We start from the raw sequence: 20,697 nt of genomic DNA, 5'->3' as shown, positions 1-20,697 counted from the left end.
ACAAAGATAATCAATAAATGCAACTGAATTGCAAATATTCATTACATTTGACACCTTTATGTACAACCCTTCATAGATTGGCCTTTAAAAGCATATTAACTAACACACATGAATAAATTCAATTTTAAACCTCTGATTCTTGCAACTGCATTGCTATGTAGCGCAAACTTTGTTAATGCCCAGGATAACCTGGTAAATTCCTTAAAGAACAACCAAAGTGCTAAAAGTAAGGAAAGCTTTAAATTCACAGATGTCATCAATCTGGCCAATACACCAGTTAAAAATCAGGGATCGTCTGGTACCTGCTGGAGCTATTCAACAAATTCCTTCCTTGAGTCAGAAATGATCAAAGCAGGTAAAACACCTGTTGCTCTTTCTCAAATTTTCTCTGCAAGAAACGCCTATGTGGAAAAAGGAAAGAATTATGTGCGCATGCATGGCGCAGTAACCTTGGGCGACGGTGGCGCGCTTCACGATGTAATCAATATGTATAGAAAATATGGTGCAGTACCACAATCTGTTTATACAGGCCTGAATTATGGTACAACTGTAAATAAATTTGGTGAAATGGGCGAAATCATGAATGGTGTTTTGGCTGCCGTAGTTAAAAACCCTAACCAGACCCTTACTCCAAACTGGGAAAAAGCATATACTGCTGTAATTGATTCTTACTTGGGAGAGGTTCCTAAATCTTTTGACTATAATGGAAAGAAGTATACACCTCAAAGCTTCGCTAAAGAAGTGGTAGGAATTAATCCTGATGACTATGTGGAATTGTCTTCTTTTAACGACCACCCTTATTACAGCAAATTTACCTTATTGGTACCAGACAACTGGTCATTTGATCAGGTATACAATGTTAAAGTGAATGAGATTACCGACATTATTGACAATGCATTAAAAAAAGGTTTCACTGTCGCATGGGCAACCGATGTTAGTGAAAAAGGATTCTCCTACAAAAACGGAGTAGCTTTTGTTCCTGAGAAACCATTTGAGCAAATGAGCGCAGAAGAAAAAGCGACTATGTTTGATGGCCCTAAGCCGGAAATGGAAATTACAGAAGTAAACCGTCAGGAAGCTTTTAATAATTACCAGACGACAGATGATCATGGTATGCACATTGTTGGACTCGCAAAAGATCAAAATGGAAAAGAATATTATATCGTTAAAAACTCATGGGGAGAGACAAACGATTATAAAGGTTATTTGTATGTAACAAAAAACTTTGTTAAATATAAAACCACTGCTTTCCTGTTAAATAAATCAGGTATACCTTCTGATGTACGTAAAAAACTAAGCATTTAAGAACTATATATACAAAAAAGGGGAACAAACTTAGTGTTTGTTCCCCTTTTTTGTATAAGCATCCTGCTATTTTATAATAGATACCGGTTTTTTGTTTTCATCTATGGCTACAAAAGAGAACTCACCGGTCACCGCTTTTTCCCTCTGTTCAGAATACATCTGTTCTACGTAAATATCAACTTTCACTTTCAAACTGGTATTTCCAATATGACTAACCACTCCGATCAGTTCCACAATTGTTCCGGCTGGTATAGGTTGCTTGAAATCAATTCTGTCGCTACTTACCGTAACCATGATCTGGCGGCTGAAACGGGTAGCAGTAATAAATGCTACCTCATCCATCATATGCATGGCAGTACCACCAAAAAGGGTATCATAGTGGTTTGTTGTATTGGGAAATACAGCTTTAAAGATTCTGGTTTCTGATGCTTTGATCTTCTCTTCTATTGTCATTTTAAACGCGCTTTATTTGCGGCCAAAGATAAATAATATGACCTTATTATACAGCTATTTCAATCTCACGGTTGCTATCTGCTTTTTTACCGCAGCAAGTATTTCAGCACGAGGCATTTCAATTCACTAATAATACAGGCTAGTACCAAACAAAAAGAGGTGTCAGTATAAACTGACACCTCTTTTATATAGCTAAATTAAAATTATTTAGCAGTGTTTTTTTTCTCAGTTACTTCGGTACGGATCTCTTGAGCAAGTACTTTTAAATCTTGCATCGCTTTACGTACTCTTGTACCTGCAGCGCCGTTTCCTGCATTGTAAAATTTCTCTACATCTGCCTCAATTGAAGAGATCAGTTCTTTAACTTTTGTGAATTTTTCCATGTTTTGATTTTTAATTTATTTGCCAAATATATACTTTTTAACAAAAAAACATACAACCTCTCCCCCCAAATATGCTTATTATTGTATCATTGAGGCTATATTTTCATTTTTTAGGTCTTAAGTAAGACACTCATATACCAAAGAAGCTACAGAATTCCTACAGACTTATTTTAGTTATTTAAGTTAAAATCAATTTACATGAAAAGGATAACTGCATTAACGGCCTTTCTAATGAGCTTATGTGCTCTGGCCAATTCACAAACTAAAACCGGCTTACATCTGCTGAAACAACACAAGATCAATAGTGACGGTGGATGGGACTACATCAGTATTGATCCTGTACACCAGCGTATTTATGTTTCTCATGCTACACAAGTCAATATATTGAATACGCTTACAGGCGATTCTGTTGGCTTTATTCCTAATACAACCGGAGTGCACGGAATCGCATTTGCAACTCCATTTGACAAGGGTTACATCAGTAACGGAAAACTGGCAACTTGTACTGTTATTGATTTGAGTAATTATAAAGTACTCAAACAAATTTCTGTTGGACAAAATCCGGATGCTATATTCTATGATGATTTCTCTAAAAATATTATAGTATTTAATGGCCGCGGCGCAAGTGCCAGTATTATCAACCCAGTGAGCGATAAAGTGATTGCTACAGTAGATTTAGGTGGAAAACCAGAAGCTGGTGTATCTGATGGCAAAGGTACTATTTTTGTAAATCTCGAAGATAAAAATGAAATAGTCGCTTTTGATGCTAAAACCTTTAAAATCAAACAACGTTATAAGCTTTCGAAGGGAGAAGAACCAAGCGGTCTTGCAATAGATAGAATAAACAGCCGTTTGTTTACGGTTTGCAGCAATAAATTAATGGTGGTATTAGATGCAAAAACCGGAAAAGAAGTTGCAATGCTACCTATAGGTGATGGCTCAGACGGAGTTGCCTTTGACCCTGCGTATCAGATGGCTTACAGCTCTAACGGAGATGGAACAATGACCATAGTAAAAGAATTTTCTGCTTCCAAATTTGAAGTCCTTGAAAATATTAAAACGGCACCAGGTGCCCGAACATTGGCTATAGACCCCAGAAGTCATCATATCTTTATGCCAACAGCAGATTTTTCAGCAGCTACCACTGCAGGAAAACGCCCCCAACGGGTTCCCAAAACATTTCGGGTACTCGAAATTGGGAAATAAGAAAATATCTTTATATTAACCGACTATTTCGGTTAGATCAACAAAACATGAACTTTTTTAATTCTATTGCCTCCATTTTTCAGGAGCATTTAACACTGATACAGGTAAGCCTGTTTGCTGGTTTAATTTCAATCTTATGGTTTGCGGAGGTATTTATCTCTGCAAACCCCTGGAGAAAAAAATTAAACCATTCTTCTGTTAACTTTCTTTTCATATTTACAGCTCTCCCTATTCAACTAGCCATCACCCTTGGCGTACTTGTCATTTCCAACTGGGTTGTCAACAACCACTGGGGCTTACTATTTTTACTTCCTCATCCCGAAAGTATTTGGGTTAAGTATGTCATCGGCTTTTTTCTGCTTGACTTCTTTGAATATGCCTATCATGTGACCATGCATAAGGTAAACACACTTTGGAAATTCCACCTGGTACACCATACCGATACACAACTCGATGTATCCACAACCATCCGGGAACACCCGGGGGAAACCGTGATCAGAGTATGTTTTTTAGGTTTATGGGTTTTTCTATCAGGTGCTTCTCTAGGCTTACTGGTACTAAGACAAACCATTCAAACTTTTTCTAACATTATTGCGCATACACATTTGCAACTTCCTGCAAAAATAGATAAAGTTCTTGGATGGTTATTGATCACCCCCAATCTTCACCATGTACATCATCATGACAGCATGCCTTATACAGATTGCAATTATGGCGACGTATTTAGCATTTGGGATCGTATTTTTGGCACCTACAAAGAAATGAATCACAGTACCATAAATTATGGCCTGGACATTTTTGATGCAAAGCACTCTGATAAATTCGTATACCTGGTTAAAACACCTTTTAACGACGACTACCTCAAACCAAAAACAAACTTACCGCTTTAGCTGTTGAGTTTGTAAAATTTACGGATCAGACTGGGCAATACAATCAACAACAGCGGGAGTGCTATTAAAAATCCACCAATCACAGCTATGGCCAGTGGCTGATGGAGCTGTGCTCCCGCCCCTATACCTAAAGCCAATGGAAAAAGGGCAATAATTGCTCCAAGAGCCGTCATGAGCTTTGGTCTTAAACGTGTAGAAATTGCATAGGTAATGGCTTCGTCTATGTCTTTTTCATGCAAAGACTCTTTAAACTGCAGAAAAGTGAAGATTGCATTTTCCCCTATAATCCCAACAATCATAATTAAACCGGTATAGCTCCCTACATTTAAAGGGGTATGTGTTAAAAACAAAGCGAGATAACTCCCTGAAATTCCCAGTACAGAAATCGTAAGAATAATAAATGCGACCCGAAAATCTTTGAAGAGGAATAAGATTACACTAAAAACCAATAAACTGGATGCGATTAAGATGGTTAACAGCTCTTTAAAGGACTGTTGCTGATCGGCATAGGCTCCCCCATATTCCACATGATATCCTGAGGGTAAAGCAATCTTACTTCCGACTTCCGATTGAATATCTTTCATTACGCTACCCAAATCCCGGCTATCCAACCTGGCGGTAACTACACCTATGGACTGAAGATTCTCCCGATCGATTTCTGCAGAACCTGTTTTCAACTCTATTTTAGCCATATTTTGGATTGGAATCACCGCACCTCCGGGAAGAAATATCTTAAGTTGAGACAGATTTGCTGTACCAAATGCTCTGCTTCCAGGATAGATCATCCGTATAGGCGAAAGTTGTTGTTTATCATAAAGCTGTCCGATAATATTGCCCTGCAGTGCAGTTTGAACCTGAAACTGGAAACTGGCCGGACTAACTCCATATTGGGCAAGCATACTGAAGTCTGGCTGAATATTTAAAGTAGGCCCAGACAAAACGATTCCGTTAAATACGTCTGCTGTACCATTTACATGGTGGACAACATCAGCAACTTTCTTAGCTATGGCCTGAAGTTTATCCTGGTCATTACCAAATATTTTAACTTCAATAGGCTGTGTAGAACTCATTAAGTCCCCAAGCATATCACCTATCACCTGACCAAAATCGACTTTCAAAGCGGGCTGAGTGGCCTCAATTTTTGTCCTGATGTCTGCAATCACTTCTTCAGTTGTTTTACTTCTGCTCTTCTTTAACTGGATCAGATAGTCGCCGGTATTGGGTTCAGTAATAAAAAATCCCATTTGTGTACCCGTTCTTCTGGAATAAGCCTGTACCTCTGGAATGTTAACGAGTTGTTTCTCCACCTCCCGTAACGTCCTGTCTGTTTCAGCAAGCGAAGTTCCCGGAGGGGTACTGTAGTCAAGTACGATACTGCCCTCATCCATTTCAGGAAGAAATCCGGTTTCAAGATGAGGAAAAACCAATACAATAGAGGCTAAAAGTGCCAGGATCATAATCAAACTGATGTATGGCCTGCGAATAAAATACCCTATCCATTTCTGACTTTTTACCTGATGGGCCTCTTCCGGCTTGCCTACAGTGTTAAGTTGACTGTTCCTGGTTAAGAACAAATAAATTACCGGCAAACCAATCCAGGTTACAAAAAATGAGCAAACCAGTGTAATGATCATTGTATTAGTCATGACCTGGAAATAAGATCCTGCCACACCCGTCATCAAGACAAATGGGATAAAAATAACGATCGTACTTACAGATGATCCGAGCATTGCCGGGAATAAATAATCCACCGCTTTCTTCAACAAGGTAACAGTTGGTTCTTCTGGATGCTCTTCGTGAGTCCGGTGAATCTGTTCGACCACAACGATAGCATCATCTATGATCAAACCTATTGCTGCTGCAATAGCACCTAATGTCATAATATTTAAGGAATAACCAATAAAATACAGCACAATAATACTGAGACAAAGTGTTACCGGGATAGTAATAAGAATGGTTGAGCTCGCTTTTAACGATCTCAGAAATATAATAGCCACCACAATGGCAAGTGCCAGGCCTACCAGTAAACTGTCCCGCACACTCTTAACAGATTCGTTTACAAAGTCGGCCTGTACGTAATAAGGTTTAATAAATACGCCGGAAGGAAGGATTTTCCTTAGCTGACTGATTTTCTGATCCATCTGGTCTGATAAGTCCACCAGATTTGCATTGGGTTGTTTAATGACCGCAATTAAAATCCCGTCTTTACCATTGGCATTGATCCTGGTGTATTCCACCCCTTCCTGAATACTTACATTTGCGATATCCTTAACTCTGACAATCCGGTTTCCATTTTTAGTCAGGGTTAAGTTCTCGAGGTCTGATTTCGTTTTAACTGTTGCGTCAGTTATAGAAAGATACAAATAGTTATAATCTGAAAGATAACCATTGGATTTTATAAAATTGGTTTGGGACAAAGCATTATTGATCTGGTCTGGAGAAATACCCAATGCCGCCATTTTTTGATGATCAAGTTCAAGCCAGTATTCCTTCGTTTTTCCGCCGATAACACGAATCTCAGAAACACCACTAACCTGTGAAAGAAAGGGCTTAACAGTGTAAGTGGCCAATTGCTTCAATTCAATTGGAGATTTTGTATGACTTTCCAGACTATAACCACTTACCGGCAATATAGAAGGATTCATCTTTTCTACAGATACATTTACACCTGCAGGCAAACTATTGCTGATTTTTTGAATCTGTGATTCAATTCGCTGCTGACTTAAATCTATATCGGCACTGCCATTCATATAAGCAGAAATCTCACAACTTCCCCTGCTTGTTACGCTTCGGATCAGCTTAAGATCGGGTATCTGTTTGACTGCATTTTCCAGCGGCCGGGTCACCGTAACCACCATTTTATCTACCGGCTGGAGTTCTGCATCTGCAATGATCTTAATTTTCGGAAAGGTAATTTCAGGAAACAAGGAAGTCTTCAACTGGGTATAGGAAAACAATCCTCCTGCGAGAATAAGGATCAGTACAACCAGCAAAGGGTTTTTATGGGATATAAAAAAGTTCTTCATAACTACTTATCGACTTTAACTTTTGCCGTATCTGCTATTCCATAATTCCCCGTAGTAATAATCCTGTCCTTTGAATTAAATACAGGGTCGAGAATCTCAATGAACTGCGCGTTCTCAATGCCTTTTTTAATTGGAACCTTAACCGCTGTTGAATCGTTAATAAGTTTCATCACCCAAAATTCATCTTCGGTTTCGTTGGCCAGAACCGCTGATTTTGGAAGTGTCTGTGCATTTGATTTTGCTGTCCTGGTAATTCTTACTTTAGCAATGAGACCTTCAGGAATAGTATGCGACGGATTTACCCTGATCATAATTCTCTGTGTTTGCGCGGCAGAATCTACAGATGGCATTGCCCCACCCAGTGTCCCTTTCAATTTTTCGCCATCGGGTAAAATAAGTTCAATATTCTTGTTTTGGTCAACGACTGAACGGAATTCGTACGGAAGATCCAGCAGAAACACGAGGCTGTTCCGGTTGCTGATCACAGCTAAAGCTTCGCCATCCTGAACATAATCTCCCCGCTGATGATTTACCTGCGTTATAAAGCCGCTCTGCTCGGCACGTATTTTTGAAATTCCGGAAAATTTAAACCCAGGATCTAACTGATTTACCGCATTCCCAATAGCCCTTGCTTCTTTGGTAATCAAGGTAAACAAGATTTCATGTCCACCCACCTCTTTACCCAGCTGCGCACCAGAAAATTGTACGTAGCCATTGATATTTGCTTTCACATAACTTTTTTGCAAATAAGAACTTACTGCATTCAATTCAATAAAATCTGATAGTGGATTGGTTTTTACGTAAGTCACCTGTACCGGGGTAACCGGGGCAGCAGGTTCTGAAGCGGCTTCTTTATTTTGATTACAGGCAGTTAAAAACAACCCCGAAAACAATAGCATTGGCAATAAGTTCTTCATGATTTTAGGCATTATCTGTTCCAGTAATTCAACTGATTAATGAGTTTTAAACGGTTTATATTGGTTTGCCGCAATAGATTTTGTGAGTTCATATAATTATTAATCGCAATCACAAAATCAGCAATTTTCACATCCCCGGTTCGAAGGAGTTTACTGTCAACTTCTATAAGGCTTCTGGTAAATTTAATTTGCGCTTCGATTTGTTTAAACATAGAATCTGTTTCCCGCATTTGCTGTTGGAGCATATCTAATTGTTGTTTATGCTGATTAAGAAAATAGTTTCTATAATAGGAACTGGTCTGCGCTTGAAGATCAAGTTTACTGTATTGCATTTTTCTTTGATGCCCGTCATATATAGGTATGGAAACCGTAAAACCCGCACTCGTTCCAAAATTTCGATAGGGTTGTAAAAGAAAGGACGAGTTATACCCCCCATTTACATATACACCCGCTTTTGGTTTATAGGCATTGTCTACAGCCTTTCTGTCATTAACTGTTTTCAGACTATCAATTTCAAACCGCCTAAGAAAGAAACCTCCCTGTGCTAAAGGTTTCACGGGGTTAAAAACAGGCTCTTCTAAAACAACTCTGGTCGTATCGTTAATTCCAGAGAGATAATTTAATGAGGCGTAATCCACTTTGTACTGTAGTTCTGCCTGTTTCAACTGCAATTGTTGTTGCTGATAAGTAACCAGAAATGTCAGATATTCGGTCTGTTTATACGCATTGGCCCTGGTCAATTCCTTAAGTAAAGATTCTTCCGTTTTCAATAAACGGACAATGTCCAGATTAAACTCTACCTGCAATTGGCTGGCATAAGCTGTAATGTATTGATCTGTAATGGCTTTTCTGAGATCCAGTTCAGAGAGCCTGCTGGCATAACGAATAGAATCAGCCTGCAAACGAATGGCCTTTTGTTGATTTTGTTTTATCCCATTCCCAACAATATTGTAATTCATAGTGAGCAAAGCATCCAGGGTATGAGAATTTGTTAAGGCTTCATCATAACCATAACCTTTAATAACCGGAGCATATAAACCTGTAGAGCTGGCTGTCAATTGAGGAAGATATCCGGCTTTTAAACGCATACTATCAATTTTGTTCATGAGCAATTGATTATTATAATCCTTAGCTAATGGACTAAATTTGATCGCCTGACCAACAAAGAATTCTAAATCCTGAGCTGCCGGATGGACCTGAGCCTTTCCAATACTGATTAACAAAATTGGAAATAAGAGAATTAAAAGCGTCTTTTTAAAATGTTCCATTGAATGACAGTCCAAAACTATGTTGCTGATAAGAAGGCATCACATTGTAACTTAAAGCATTTTTACCTAATATAAGTCTTTTCAACTTAGGATAAACATAATAAGCAACTTTCGTAGAGAGTATTCCAAATCCAGCTCCGGCAACTACATCGCTTACCCAATGCTTATTGTTATAGAGCCTCAGTACACCTGTAGCGGTTGCGACTGTGTATCCGGCATAACCAATCCACGGAGATACATCCTTATATTCCTGATTTAAAAATTCAGCTGCTGCAAATGCATTAGCCGTATGTCCGGAAGGGAAAGAATCATAGGCAGATTCGTCTGGCCGCTGCCGATGGGTGATTTTCTTTAAACTGGTTACACTTACCCCCATAATCGCCTCAGACAACACATATAAACCTGTAGCGTCAAGCAACGTATGTTTTCCTTTAACTCCGGCAAGATTTAAGGCATATACAGCTGCTGCAGGTGCAAATTGCAAGTAATTATCTACATGAGCCGCAAATAAAGGATGGTCCTCCTGCAACTCTTCTTTCGTACTTTTATCCAATTGTTTTATTGGTTGAAAATTGGTTAAAGAAACCAATCCATAACTAATAAACACTGCCGGTACAATAAATGAGGCCACTTTCGGTTTATAATCAATTCCTGAATTGATCAGAGAATGCTGTTTAACAGAAATCGTATCCAGTGAATCTTTTTGCTGCGCATAACATAAACCAGGTATACAAAACAGCCATAGTAATTTAAATATCTTCATAGCCCTAATGGTGCTTAAATTCTGCTCTAAGCTAGATTCGAATTATGAAGAAATTCTGTAGTTGGTTATTGGATTTAAAATTTTCCCGCAATGGACAAACCTGCAGCGTGGTTCTGATAAAATGGTGCTGCGCTAAGACGCAGATTCTTTTGCCCGGTAAGTAATCGTTTCAATGGCGGATAAACCAGGTAAGCCACTTTAGTTGATAAAATTCCTATGCCTGCTCCAGCAACAACATCACTAAACCAATGTGCATTATTGTAAACTCTTAAAACAGCCGTCGCCGAAGCAACCGTATAGCCAGCGACACTATACCACGGAGAGATATCACCATACTCCTGATTGATCAGCTCTGCACCTGCAAATGCAATTGCAGCATGACCTGAGGGGAAAGAAACAAAATCTGAATGATCCGGCCGTTCTTTATCTGTTGCTTTTTTCACTATGCTTACCGACCCTATAACCAAAACACCCGAAAGAAGCATCAAACCTGTTTTATCAGCAATACGGTGTTTGCCTTTAACACCCAGGGCCTCTAATCCGTATAAAGCTACAAAGGGAACATATCTTAGATAATCATCCGCGTGGGTACTGAAATTTGGCCTGCGCTCATTTCTTTTCTCCTCTATATAATGATCAAAATTTTTAAGTGGTCCACCTGTTAAGGCAATCAGACCATAACCTGTGGCGGCAATTCCCGGAATGAAGCTTTTAAAATGCTTTCGGTTAGGCAACGAACTCCGGAACTGTTTGGAAGAAATACTATCAATTAATATAGAATCCTTGACTTGTGTAAAGCCTTGCTCCGGCAAATTTAAAAACAGAATCAAACTAATGAGAAAAGTAAGGTAGTTTTTTGACATAGATGAATAGGTACTGTGGTAAACTTTCAAGGTAAACAATATTTAGTCAATCTTCAAAATAACTACAGAATTCAATCTTATTTATGCAGAAAAAACAGCTGATGCGAATTTTCCTTACCTATCTCCTTTTATCTGTACTACTCTGCCCATTTATAGCCCAGGCCCAAACCGAAGCAAAAGCTACGGGAACCCTAACAGACCTTGCCTCTAAACAACCTTTGGAATTTGTTAATATCATTTTAAAGAACACAAAGGACAATAAAGTCGTGGCACATGAGGTGACTGATAAGAAAGGTAAATTTATTCTAGCCAATATACCTTTTGGCACATATTATATTTTGTGTACCTATATTGGTTATAGCGATACTAAATCAAATATGTTTATTCTAGGCGCCACTCACCTTACCGCAGATCTAAATTTGCAAATGAATGGTTCAGGTAAACAGTTAAATGAAGTGGAGATCAGCTCAAAAAAAGCGCTGTTCAGCAATGCAATAGATAGAAAAATCTACCATGTAGATATGGATCTTACTGCCAAATCAGGCTCGGCAAGCGAAGTACTTCAAAATGTACCACTCGTACAAGTGGATATTGATGGTAATGTCAGTCTAAGGAACTCCTCGGCTATGATTTTGATCAATGGTAAGGTATCACCGCTGATGTCTGGAAGTAACGCAGCAGCGGCACTACAGCAATTACCGGCGAATAGTATTGAAAGAATTGAGGTGATTACCAATCCTTCAGCAAAATACAAACCCGACGGCACTGGAGGAATCATCAATATTGTACTGAAAAAAAACACAAAAAGAGGGCTCAACGGGAATGTCACTGTAAATGCAGGAAACAGAGAACGGTACAACGCCAGCACAGCCCTGAATTACAATACAGGAAGCCTTAACCTATTTGGAAGTTACAGCCTGAAACAAGACGACAGAGTACGAACCATCCAGAACGACCGCATGCAAACTGACCCAAAGACTGGATCCGTAAATAACTATCATGACTATACCCTTGCACGTGCACGTCCCTTTTCTAACCTGGCTACACTGGGCTTTGATTATACATTGGATGATAAGAACAATTTTGGTGTTTCTGTGAACTATTATTTGAGAAATATGCACAAACACGATCTGGTAACCAAAACAGTGCAAAGCGCTGAGAATGGAAATCAGGATTATGATAGAAAAAGAGAAAATTATGAACGTGAATCCTCTTCCGGTACTGCTGCGTATTTTGAACATCTCTTTAACAGACCAGATCGAAAATTACGCCTGGAACTTAATCTCGATCATAAGCCAGAAGTGGAAGACAACCATTACACCAATACTTACCGGTTCCCCAACATTCCAGGCCAACTGGACAATACCCTGATTAAACAAACTGCAGACAACCGGCACGCTAACCTGGGATATGAAACTCAGATAGGCAAGGAAGGAAAATTTGAAGCTGGTTATGATGGCCAGTTCAACAAACAGGATATGGATTTTTATGGTGCAGCTTTTGATCCTAATAAACAGATGTTTGTTACGGATATAGCCAAGACAAATCATTTTATCTATAACGAAAACGTGCAGGCATTATACAGCACATTCTCCACAGTCTATAAAAAAATCAGCCTGATGCTCGGTTTAAGGGGTGAATATTCCACCCTGGATTCCAGACTCATTACAACTGGAATTTCTGTTCCGAACAGCTATTTTAAGCTGTATCCAAGTCTCCACCTTGGTTACAAGTTTGCAGAAAACAAAGAGTTACAACTTAATTACAGCAGAAGGGTTCGCAGGCCTGAAGCTGATGACCTGAATCCATTTCCAGAATATCAGGACCCAACAAATGTAAAAGTTGGTAACCCCTACTTGCTCCCTGAGATTATTCATTCTGTGGAACTGGCTTACCAATGGAGAAAAGGCGGCATCAGTGTACTTCCCGGAATCTATTACCGCTATACGTACAATCGTTTTACCGCAATTACCGAAGCCCTGAACGATTCAGTCCTGGTCACCAGACAGCAAAATCTGGCCAACGACCAGGCCTTTGGTGCCGACGTTGTGGTATCAGGTACCGTAGGTGATCAATTAAGTTTAAGCTTCACCCCAAATATATTTTACAGTACTATCGATGCTTCTAACCTTGGCTACAGCTCAAAAAAATCGACAATTACCTGGTCTGCAAATCTGAATGCAACCTATGCAATTACGAAAGGAACCTCGCTCCAGGTCAATTCCATTTATAAATCAGCCAGATTAACTCCTCAGGGTAAATACCTCCCCAGCTTTGTTATGAATTGCGGTGCAAGGCAAGACATTTTAAATAAAAAAGCATCTGTTTATATAACGGTGTCAGATATATTTCGCTCCATCCGACAGGAAGCCGAGCTGCAAAGTCCACTATTGACCCAGCATATTCTCACCAAAAATAACTCACGCATCGTTTACCTTGGCCTTAGCTATAACTTTGGTGTCGTAAAAAAGAGAAAAGACCTTCAGTTTGATAATTCGGTTCAGTAATCTTTAATCATTTAAAGTATTACATTCGACGAGAAATTATACCAAATATAAAAATTAGAGGAAGCCAAAAAGAATAGAATAAATAATCTTATGAATTTACTTTTAAACTGCTATTTTTAAGAAATTTTTTATCAAAATTCATGAATTTTATTACCAGAAAGGCTATAATAGACCAGCTTAAAAAAGATTTAATAGGCAAAGATTCTTACCGTGGTGTTACACTAACTTACTCTTGGCTGGCCAATCAATTTGGGCATTTTTCCCTCGGCTTTATTCCAACCATTATAGTATTTACCTTTATTAGAAATAAGCCTGGGCTTCACTATCCTGAATTGTGGGCAGCCTTTGGCATTTGGGGTGCCTGGATACTTTTTGAACTGTATAATTTTCTTGGCCCCCTACTTCTCAAACTTCCTTCCGGACGCAGCTCACTTAAAAACATAAATTATACCTTTGCTCCTGCCTGGTCTAATGTTGCTTTTGATACGGTTACAGACTTAACCTATTTCGGAATTGGAGCCTTAACGGGAAGCCTGTTTTGCCATTATCATGGTCAGATGCTGCTTGCAGCATTACTACTCGTGGTGTTGGTGGCTTATCCTGCTTACTACTGGTATACAACAAAAATGTACATCCAAAATGCAGAGTATCCATTCCAACTGCGCTTAAGTCAATGGAGCCAGAAAATAAAAGACGAGCACAAACAGTCTGTCATTGAGTTTCTGGACAACAGGGACCAGGGTAAACACATGCTCATTTTTGGTTCAAAAGGAAGTGGTAAAACCACGCTATCAGTTGGAATTGCAACAGAAGCCTCCATCCGAAGTGGATGCTGCAGCTATGTCACTGCAGTCAAATTATTAAGTATGTTCTTTGAACGATCAGAAAATCAAGTCGAAAACATGAATAATTTATGGAACTGGCGCAATTGCAATTTACTGGTCATCGACGACATCAATCCAGGAAGGCCGGTAAAGGGAGATATTATCAGTACCCATTTGTTTTATGAATTATTAAACAATGTAGATTGCGGGCCGGACAATATCAAACACATTAAAGACAAAAATATCATCTGGGTAATGGGTAGTGATGATCCAACTACGTTACTGGAAGAGAAATGGCAGGATTTATTACAGCAGATCGGCATTGAACGATCAAATATCATCACCATAAACCTTGATCCTGCCGCCTAAGGCAGGATCGAATTGTCATAAGAGAAACTAACCAGATGAGTCAGGCTCTTTACATTAAAACGCTTGTATAGCGGGATGATCCTCTTCTCAATAGCCGAATGTGATACATTCAATTCATGGGCAATTTCCTTGAAAGAATATCCTTTGGCCACCAACGCAAGTGCTTCTTTCTCCTTGTCGGAAATAGCCAGGTGGGAAAACAGGATTTTATTAAGCTCTTCCTCAAATTTTTCCTTTTCTGGCCCAAAGGCAGCATAGCGCATTACTTTTCCAAAAATCAAATTTCTATTGATCTGAAACCGGCCAATGATTGCCGTAACTTTACCATTTTCAGAACTATATACCCCCACCCTCGCTACAATTGGTACCATTGTGCCATTTTTATGAATCTTTTTAAGCTCAATAGTAAAACTATATTTTTCCAGATCCTTTGTTTTGTTATGGATAAATTTTAAGGCTTTATCATTCAGGTCATGAGAAAAAGGTGCAAATTCAGGCGCCGACATATTTACAATAGCCAGCATGTTAATTTCATCATCTTTGTAACCAACCACTTCTTCCCAGCCACTGGCATATACCATTTTATTCAGTTTAAAGGAATAAATATAAATTGCTTCTTCAGGGAACCTCGGAATGGTTTGATTGAAGTATTGCGCTTCATCACTTTTCTGGTCAGCAGGGACATCAGATATAAAATTTTTGGAGTAATCCCCAAAATTCTTTTTCGAGTTCATTGTATCTTAATTTAAATAGGTCTTATTTCTCAGAATAGGCCTATAACTGCATTCACCGGAAAAGCAAATCAAACTGCCTGTGTATTTTCTCAGTTGATGGACGTCCTCTCCGAATGTAACTTTGACACAAGTTTAAATAAAATAGAACTGATTTCCATAACAAACGTCAGATCGTATTTAAAAATTGATTTAATTAACCCCAAAATAGAATAAATATGCAATTTATAAGAATGAATAAATCAGATAAAACCCATTACCTTCTTATTGTTCTGAAGTTAGTCGCTCTGGCCCTGTTCATGCTTTGTTTTTATCAGGCATTTAAAATCTCCAATGGACCTTATTAAGTTATTTGGTGCGTACCATTTATAGTTGATGCTCTCTACATTTACCGATGTGAAACAAAAGCCGCTGATTCAAATGAACAGCGGCTTTTTTATTTAGAAAAAGTCCAACAACCCTTATGTAAGGAAAAGTAGTCATTTCATTAATGTTGCTTTGACATTTTTACTTCGGATATATTCCTGATCTGTCGCAATGGAACCTGCAAAAGTTACTTCGGGATTCAAGCTGATATAGAATTCATTATAGTTTTTATAGAACTTATACTTTTCTATTGATGGGAAATTTGTCCAGTTATCCTCGTTCAGGGAATAATCTGACACATCAATAAATCTCAAGCTCATCTGCTGCTCATACTTAGAATACAAAAGATCAATAAACAAATCTATTGTAACTTGTTCCTCCTTTTTAGAAATGCTTACACCTCTCAGTCTTGAATGCAATAAACTGTATTCTCCCGTGGAAAACATAATCAAAATCTCGCTACCTTCTAAAATCCTCATATTTAAACCCTTTAATTGTAAATACGCTCTACAAAACACCGCTCCCCCGTACACTTTCGTGTACGGTTAGGAAGGGAGGGTTCGAGAGCATGCCAGTCAAACACTTTTATTTATTGTATGTATTGATGTTCAATAATAAACCGCATTAATAACAGTTCTGCGATATCGTAAAGTTCCTTTGGTTAAGGCAGAACCACAACAACCTGTGGTTGTATTTAAAAATAACAGGAAACAAAAAAATGAGCAGATATCAAAGCAAGAAGTTTATTACTTTTATCCTGATGTTTCCACCATTTATAGAGATGCCTTTAACCTATGTGTTTTCAGGCTTAATTATTTTGTTAAGTATTGTAGGATTTTATTATAAACCGCTATATAATAAACTGGTTTATCACCCTTTCGAGGTTTTTAAAGGAAATCGTCTTCATACGCTATTTACCTCCGTTTTCCTGCATAAGAATTGGATGCATTTATTATTTAACATTTATTTGCTCTATATCATGTCGAAAGACATTGAATATATCATATTGGAAAAGAACTATAGCCAGGTTCAAATAAAACTTATATGGTTTTTTATTCTGGCATTTGGTACTGTCTCTATAAATTTAGTTACTGGATGGATTTATAGAAAAGATGTATCTCACACCACCATCGGCGCCTCAGGAATAGCATTTGCGCTTACAGCTTTTTCAATTCTTTATCTACCGCTTGACCATTTGAAAAGAAAACATAAATTTATTCCTCTATATTATGGTTATGAGATTTTTTTAGCCTTTTTAATCATTTTTATTTGTCTGATGCTCATCTATAGAAAGAATTCAAAAAGTAATCATAAAGCTCATTTTTTTGGGCTGATTATAGGGAGTTTACTGGCCATTGTATTTCGTCCTACTCTAATTACAGAGATTATTTACCACCTTAAGAGTAGATGGTAAATAATCTTTTTTCAGTTCCCAAACCACCCGGCTATTGCACCAGCAATTCCACCTACAACCCCGCTCACATAATCAACTGCTGTTTCAAGAGAGTCTCTTTCTTTTTCTTTTCCACCTTCAATTTCAATAATTTCTTCTTGAGTTAAATCTTTCATTTTAAGTTTAATTTGATTTGTATCTCTTGAACATTCAAGATTGAAACGAATCTCGTAACATACTCATAATGAGACAACAACTACAAGTTATATCGTATAACTTGTGGTTGTAATAAAAAAATAATTAATTTGCAGGTAATAAGCTAAATTGATTAAAATGATTGGTGAAAAGATACGTGAGCAAAGGGAAATGAAGAAAATTTCTCAATATGCGGTAGCCTATGCCATAGGCATGTCCCAAGCGGCTTATTCAAAAATAGAACGTGGTGAAACAGAAGTTAAAGTTAGCCATTTATACTCCATTGCGGCGTTCCTTGGAATCTCTATTTACAATCTTCTGCCCGAAGCCATGGCAAGTGGTACCTTTGAAGGAGAATACCTACTGAAACCTCTGGTGGTCAAACTAAAAGAAATATGGTATGGATGGCTTGTCAAAAGACGGATCAGGCAAATGCAACAAAAAGAACAATAATTAACAATGTTCAGAACAATTTGTAACCGCCATTTGTTAAAAGAGAAAAAACAGAGCTATGGGACTTTTCAGAACAGCAATTATTGGTGCAGCAATCTATGGCGCCTATAAATACATCACCAAAAAAGATGAAACAGGCAGATCACTCGTTGACGAATTTAAAGACAAAACGCCTGAATGGATGGACAAAGCCAAAGACTTCAAGCGGGATATAGAAAGAAAATATAATGACCTTGCAGACGAATATGCAGAAGTCAAACCCAAATAATTAAAAGAAAGAATCGCCTTAAGCAGCGATTCTTTCTTTTTCTTCCTGAATTCCAAATCTCCGGGCTTGTATACGATCATATTCTTTCACGTAATCCGGATGTTCCGTTTTCATCATCCTGTCCCAAACACGGAAATATAAACCGTAATTTCCTTTAAACTTGCTGTGATGTAAGTTATGATAAACAGATGAATTGCTGACTTCAAACAGCCAGGAATGTCTGAACCATTTTGGCATGATCTCATAGCCCAAATGCCCATAAACGTTAATCATAAAGGCCACAATAACAAATGATGTTATAGATATTGGATGCATAGGCAACACCATAGCAATTACTACAAGTACAAGTCCTTCGGTAATGGCTTCAAAAAAATGAAAGGAATAAGATGCCCATGGTGAGGGGTTTACCGATTTGTGATGAACAAGATGGGTGTACCTGAATATCTTGGGATGATGGAGCAACCGGTGCATCCAATAAAAATAGGTATCATGTATAACCAGGGCAAGGAACACACTTACACCGATATACCACAAACCAAATGAATTTATATCTGTATATATCAATGTATATCCTTTGAGAGGAGTAAACAATACAGCAAAAGCGATCACCGACATGATGACGGTACTGAGCATTGAATAGAAGACCTCCCTTATAAAATCCTTTTTCGAAGCCAGCCGGCCCTGGATCTTTGACTTACTGAATTTTGAATGCAGCAATTTATAAAAAAGGAAAAATGGTATGCCCGCAAGGACAAAATAACGAACTGCCGAGATGGCAAATAATTTAGCTGATATTTCGATAAACTGTTCCATAGTGTTTCTTTTTAAACACTCAAAATTAGTTCATCGGGAGCCCGGCCTGAATTAACAAAGGTTAATTAATGTCGGGCCTTTTGATTTTATTTCATTTTTTGAGGCACTGCAACAGACGAATTCGCAAGCCTTTTTCTGATCCTGCTTAAAGATACCGGGGTAATTCCAAGCAAGGTAGCAATATATTTGTCTGGACAGCGCTGCACAATATTAGGTTTATCTTTAAGCAAACGTAAATACCGTTCCTCCGGATTGAGCAGGACAAACGATTCTACACGTTCCATCATTTCAGCAAGCATAGAGATCAAAAAATAATCTTTTGCCTTGCTAAACTTGGAATTCTTGTTTAAAAAATCCATAAATACCTGGTAATCGGCTTCCAGCAAAACAGTATGCTCCATTGCTTGATAGGTAAACCGGGAAGCCTGATTAAAAAGAACGGTGTCGTAGGCTGTAAAAAACTGGTCTTCCCAACGCAGTAAAACTGTCGTTTCCTCTCCATTCTCCTTTAAAAGAAAACAACGGATCAGTCCACTCTTGATATAGGCCAATTTACCAGTGGTACTCCCCTCCTTCACATATACATCCCCCTCTTTAAGTACTCTCTCTTTGGCCAGACTAAATAACGACATCAGCTCTTCGGGAGCCAGGTCAAAAAAATCCAGGTAATGGTTAACTTTATTTTCCTCCAGCATAATTTACAGTCCAGGCTTGTATCTGCAATGTTAAATAAAATAAACAATTCTGGAGTTCTTCCTAAGAACTAAATAATTTTGCAACCCCAAAAGCTGCACTGGCTGCCAGGGCTCCAATAATCATAACTTTTAACGCCCCTTTCAAAAGAGGTTGTCCAGTTACTTTACTTTTAAAAAAGCCAAACAGAAATAAGCTTACAAGCCCTAAAACAGATGAATACTTTAAACCTTCCAGAGGCGTCGAGGTGAAAAAATAGGGAAGCAATGGAATCAACCCACCTAAGGCATAAGACAACCCTATAGTTGCAGCACTGTTTCTGGCACGGTTCGGATCAGGTTCCTCCAGTCCCAGTTCATACTTCATCATAAACTGCACCCATTTATCTTTATCCTTCGAAAGTTCATCAGCGAGCAAATTCTGTGCTTCCTCCGAAAAACCATAGGCTGAAAAAATCTCCTTTATTTCCTTTTTTTCTTCCTCCGGAATTCGCTCTACTTCGGCATATTCCCTGGAGAGTTCAGATTGATAATGCTCTGACTCTGTTTTCCCGGCAAGATAGCCACCAAGTCCCATTGCAATGCTACCAGCTATAATTTCTGCAATACCTGCCGTAGTAATGATGTTATTACTACTCACGGCACTGCTCAAGCCTGCTGCCAGTGCAAACGGCACAGTAAGTCCGTCACTAATACCAATTACGATATCTGTTATAAAGTCAGAACTTTTAAGATGCTTCTCCTGGTGTTCCATAATTTCAAAGGTCTGATATAGTTATCAATGTACAAAATATTAAGACAGTACAGACAAAGATCAATTCCAAATATTCTGCTTCTATTGGAAGCAGAATATGCACAGCAGATATGATAGCTTCATAAGCTTTAAAATTAATTATATACTAATGAAACCATCATGAGCAAACGCTCGCAAACAAGCAATGAATATGCTCATGATAGCTTCATCTCCATTAAAAAACAAACCGAGTTTACGAGTTCATTAATACAAATGAAA

The 20,697-nt window shown here is 38.3% G+C and carries 21 protein-coding genes; 8 read left to right on the top strand and 13 right to left on the bottom strand.

Features of this window, described 5'->3' with window-relative positions:
- The first annotated feature begins 108 nt into the window (after window positions 1–108).
- Complete coding sequence (locus R2S08_RS16540; protein WP_316836188.1) at window positions 109–1,305, top strand: aminopeptidase C; 1,197 nt, start codon at window positions 109–111, stop codon at window positions 1,303–1,305.
- 66 nt (window positions 1,306–1,371) lie between these two features.
- Here R2S08_RS16540 and R2S08_RS16535 read toward each other — a convergent pair whose 3' ends face one another.
- A complete protein-coding gene (locus tag R2S08_RS16535; protein WP_133779477.1) occupies window positions 1,372–1,758 on the bottom strand; it encodes an acyl-CoA thioesterase in 387 nt (128 codons plus the stop codon).
- Window positions 1,759–1,961: 203 nt separating this feature from the next.
- Entirely contained in the window at window positions 1,962–2,141 is a 180-nt protein-coding gene (locus R2S08_RS16530; RefSeq protein ID WP_316836187.1) for a histone H1, read from the bottom strand.
- A gap of 198 nt (window positions 2,142–2,339) precedes the next feature.
- On the opposite strand from R2S08_RS16530, the gene R2S08_RS16525 reads away from it, so the two are divergent.
- Together R2S08_RS16525 and R2S08_RS16520 are read left to right on the top strand one after the other, a co-directional pair.
- Window positions 2,340–3,347: a YncE family protein gene (locus tag R2S08_RS16525; RefSeq protein WP_316836186.1), complete on the top strand. Its 1,008-nt coding sequence runs from the start codon at window positions 2,340–2,342 to the stop codon at window positions 3,345–3,347.
- Window positions 3,348–3,394: 47 nt separating this feature from the next.
- Window positions 3,395–4,237 carry a sterol desaturase family protein gene (locus tag R2S08_RS16520; protein ID WP_316836185.1) on the top strand — a complete coding sequence of 281 codons (843 nt, stop codon included), beginning with the start codon at window positions 3,395–3,397 and terminating at the stop codon, window positions 4,235–4,237.
- Here the strand turns inward: R2S08_RS16520 and R2S08_RS16515 are convergent.
- The 5 genes from R2S08_RS16515 to R2S08_RS16495 all read right to left on the bottom strand — a co-directional run bounded on the left by R2S08_RS16515 (window position 4,234) and on the right by R2S08_RS16495 (window position 11,074).
- Window positions 4,234–7,263 carry an efflux RND transporter permease subunit gene (locus R2S08_RS16515; protein ID WP_316836184.1) on the bottom strand — a complete coding sequence of 1,010 codons (3,030 nt, stop codon included), beginning with the start codon at window positions 7,261–7,263 and terminating at the stop codon, window positions 4,234–4,236. The genes R2S08_RS16520 and R2S08_RS16515 overlap by 4 nt on opposite strands.
- 2 nt (window positions 7,264–7,265) lie before the next feature.
- A complete protein-coding gene (locus tag R2S08_RS16510) occupies window positions 7,266–8,180 on the bottom strand; it encodes an efflux RND transporter periplasmic adaptor subunit (protein WP_316836183.1) in 915 nt (304 codons plus the stop codon).
- A gap of 11 nt (window positions 8,181–8,191) precedes the next feature.
- The gene (locus R2S08_RS16505; RefSeq protein WP_316836182.1) at window positions 8,192–9,448 is read right to left on the bottom strand and encodes a TolC family protein; all 1,257 of its coding nucleotides are present in this window, start codon (window positions 9,446–9,448) and stop codon (window positions 8,192–8,194) included.
- Entirely contained in the window at window positions 9,435–10,211 is a 777-nt protein-coding gene (locus tag R2S08_RS16500) for a phosphatase PAP2 family protein (RefSeq protein ID WP_316836181.1), read from the bottom strand. Before R2S08_RS16500 ends, R2S08_RS16505 begins: the two co-directional genes overlap by 14 nt.
- A gap of 74 nt (window positions 10,212–10,285) precedes the next feature.
- Window positions 10,286–11,074 carry a phosphatase PAP2 family protein gene (locus R2S08_RS16495; protein WP_316836180.1) on the bottom strand — a complete coding sequence of 263 codons (789 nt, stop codon included), beginning with the start codon at window positions 11,072–11,074 and terminating at the stop codon, window positions 10,286–10,288.
- An 83-nt stretch (window positions 11,075–11,157) separates the two neighbouring features.
- On the opposite strand from R2S08_RS16495, the gene R2S08_RS16490 reads away from it, so the two are divergent.
- Window positions 11,158–13,581 carry a TonB-dependent receptor domain-containing protein gene (locus R2S08_RS16490; RefSeq protein ID WP_316836179.1) on the top strand — a complete coding sequence of 808 codons (2,424 nt, stop codon included), beginning with the start codon at window positions 11,158–11,160 and terminating at the stop codon, window positions 13,579–13,581.
- Window positions 13,582–13,721: 140 nt separating this feature from the next.
- Window positions 13,722–14,774, top strand: coding sequence for an ATP-binding protein (locus tag R2S08_RS16485; protein ID WP_316836178.1), 1,053 nt, complete (start codon window positions 13,722–13,724; stop codon window positions 14,772–14,774).
- Here R2S08_RS16485 and R2S08_RS16480 read toward each other — a convergent pair.
- Both R2S08_RS16480 and R2S08_RS16475 read right to left on the bottom strand, forming a co-directional pair.
- Window positions 14,771–15,508, bottom strand: a complete 738-nt coding sequence (locus R2S08_RS16480; RefSeq protein WP_316836177.1) for a LuxR C-terminal-related transcriptional regulator — start codon at window positions 15,506–15,508, stop codon at window positions 14,771–14,773. The two genes, R2S08_RS16485 and R2S08_RS16480, sit on opposite strands and share 4 nt — an antisense overlap.
- 476 nt (window positions 15,509–15,984) lie before the next feature.
- Window positions 15,985–16,350 (bottom strand): hypothetical protein, encoded by a 366-nt coding sequence (locus R2S08_RS16475; protein ID WP_316836176.1) that lies wholly within the window; start codon window positions 16,348–16,350, stop codon window positions 15,985–15,987.
- A gap of 239 nt (window positions 16,351–16,589) precedes the next feature.
- Here R2S08_RS16475 and R2S08_RS16470 point away from each other — a divergent pair, with 239 nt between their 5' ends.
- Entirely contained in the window at window positions 16,590–17,285 is a 696-nt protein-coding gene (locus tag R2S08_RS16470) for a rhomboid family intramembrane serine protease (RefSeq protein ID WP_316836175.1), read from the top strand.
- Between the two features lie 11 nt (window positions 17,286–17,296).
- Here the strand turns inward: R2S08_RS16470 and R2S08_RS16465 are convergent, their stop codons facing one another.
- Window positions 17,297–17,440 carry a hypothetical protein gene (locus tag R2S08_RS16465; RefSeq protein ID WP_316836174.1) on the bottom strand — a complete coding sequence of 48 codons (144 nt, stop codon included), beginning with the start codon at window positions 17,438–17,440 and terminating at the stop codon, window positions 17,297–17,299.
- Window positions 17,441–17,597: 157 nt separating this feature from the next.
- Between R2S08_RS16465 and R2S08_RS16460 the strand changes: the two genes are divergently transcribed.
- Window positions 17,598–17,912 carry a helix-turn-helix domain-containing protein gene (locus tag R2S08_RS16460; protein ID WP_133779491.1) on the top strand — a complete coding sequence of 105 codons (315 nt, stop codon included), beginning with the start codon at window positions 17,598–17,600 and terminating at the stop codon, window positions 17,910–17,912.
- A gap of 58 nt (window positions 17,913–17,970) precedes the next feature.
- Entirely contained in the window at window positions 17,971–18,180 is a 210-nt protein-coding gene (locus R2S08_RS16455) for a YtxH domain-containing protein (protein ID WP_133779492.1), read from the top strand.
- An 18-nt stretch (window positions 18,181–18,198) separates the two neighbouring features.
- Here the strand turns inward: R2S08_RS16455 and R2S08_RS16450 are convergent, their stop codons facing one another.
- The 3 genes from R2S08_RS16450 to R2S08_RS16440 form a co-directional block, all read right to left on the bottom strand.
- Complete coding sequence (locus R2S08_RS16450; protein WP_316836172.1) at window positions 18,199–18,993, bottom strand: sterol desaturase family protein; 795 nt, start codon at window positions 18,991–18,993, stop codon at window positions 18,199–18,201.
- A gap of 86 nt (window positions 18,994–19,079) precedes the next feature.
- Complete coding sequence (locus tag R2S08_RS16445; RefSeq protein ID WP_316836171.1) at window positions 19,080–19,688, bottom strand: Crp/Fnr family transcriptional regulator; 609 nt, start codon at window positions 19,686–19,688, stop codon at window positions 19,080–19,082.
- A gap of 61 nt (window positions 19,689–19,749) precedes the next feature.
- The gene (locus R2S08_RS16440) at window positions 19,750–20,439 is read right to left on the bottom strand and encodes a VIT1/CCC1 transporter family protein (protein WP_316836170.1); all 690 of its coding nucleotides are present in this window, start codon (window positions 20,437–20,439) and stop codon (window positions 19,750–19,752) included.
- Window positions 20,440–20,697: the final 258 nt, after the last annotated feature.

The organism is Pedobacter nutrimenti (assembly GCF_032678445.1).
GTDB classification, from domain to species: Bacteria; Bacteroidota; Bacteroidia; order Sphingobacteriales; family Sphingobacteriaceae; genus Pedobacter; species Pedobacter nutrimenti_A.
This window is presented reverse-complemented; position numbering and strand designations above follow the sequence as displayed.

Bases quoted from the DNA above. Each gene is read 5' to 3' on its own strand.
- R2S08_RS16540 (WP_316836188.1), top strand. From the start codon at position 109: ATGAATAAATTCAATTTTAAACCTCTGATTCTTGCAACTGCATTGCTA.
- R2S08_RS16535 (WP_133779477.1), bottom strand. From the start codon at position 1,758: ATGACAATAGAAGAGAAGATCAAAGCATCAGAAACCAGAATCTTTAAA.
- R2S08_RS16530 (WP_316836187.1), bottom strand. From the start codon at position 2,141: ATGGAAAAATTCACAAAAGTTAAAGAACTGATCTCTTCAATTGAGGCA.
- R2S08_RS16525 (WP_316836186.1), top strand. From the start codon at position 2,340: ATGAAAAGGATAACTGCATTAACGGCCTTTCTAATGAGCTTATGTGCT.
- R2S08_RS16520 (WP_316836185.1), top strand. From the start codon at position 3,395: ATGAACTTTTTTAATTCTATTGCCTCCATTTTTCAGGAGCATTTAACA.
- R2S08_RS16515 (WP_316836184.1), bottom strand. From the start codon at position 7,263: ATGAAGAACTTTTTTATATCCCATAAAAACCCTTTGCTGGTTGTACTG.
- R2S08_RS16510 (WP_316836183.1), bottom strand. From the start codon at position 8,180: ATGAAGAACTTATTGCCAATGCTATTGTTTTCGGGGTTGTTTTTAACT.
- R2S08_RS16505 (WP_316836182.1), bottom strand. From the start codon at position 9,448: ATGGAACATTTTAAAAAGACGCTTTTAATTCTCTTATTTCCAATTTTG.
- R2S08_RS16500 (WP_316836181.1), bottom strand. From the start codon at position 10,211: ATGAAGATATTTAAATTACTATGGCTGTTTTGTATACCTGGTTTATGT.
- R2S08_RS16495 (WP_316836180.1), bottom strand. From the start codon at position 11,074: ATGTCAAAAAACTACCTTACTTTTCTCATTAGTTTGATTCTGTTTTTA.
- R2S08_RS16490 (WP_316836179.1), top strand. From the start codon at position 11,158: ATGCAGAAAAAACAGCTGATGCGAATTTTCCTTACCTATCTCCTTTTA.
- R2S08_RS16485 (WP_316836178.1), top strand. From the start codon at position 13,722: ATGAATTTTATTACCAGAAAGGCTATAATAGACCAGCTTAAAAAAGAT.
- R2S08_RS16480 (WP_316836177.1), bottom strand. From the start codon at position 15,508: ATGAACTCGAAAAAGAATTTTGGGGATTACTCCAAAAATTTTATATCT.
- R2S08_RS16475 (WP_316836176.1), bottom strand. From the start codon at position 16,350: ATGAGGATTTTAGAAGGTAGCGAGATTTTGATTATGTTTTCCACGGGA.
- R2S08_RS16470 (WP_316836175.1), top strand. From the start codon at position 16,590: ATGAGCAGATATCAAAGCAAGAAGTTTATTACTTTTATCCTGATGTTT.
- R2S08_RS16465 (WP_316836174.1), bottom strand. From the start codon at position 17,440: ATGAAAGATTTAACTCAAGAAGAAATTATTGAAATTGAAGGTGGAAAA.
- R2S08_RS16460 (WP_133779491.1), top strand. From the start codon at position 17,598: ATGATTGGTGAAAAGATACGTGAGCAAAGGGAAATGAAGAAAATTTCT.
- R2S08_RS16455 (WP_133779492.1), top strand. From the start codon at position 17,971: ATGGGACTTTTCAGAACAGCAATTATTGGTGCAGCAATCTATGGCGCC.
- R2S08_RS16450 (WP_316836172.1), bottom strand. From the start codon at position 18,993: ATGGAACAGTTTATCGAAATATCAGCTAAATTATTTGCCATCTCGGCA.
- R2S08_RS16445 (WP_316836171.1), bottom strand. From the start codon at position 19,688: ATGCTGGAGGAAAATAAAGTTAACCATTACCTGGATTTTTTTGACCTG.
- R2S08_RS16440 (WP_316836170.1), bottom strand. From the start codon at position 20,439: ATGGAACACCAGGAGAAGCATCTTAAAAGTTCTGACTTTATAACAGAT.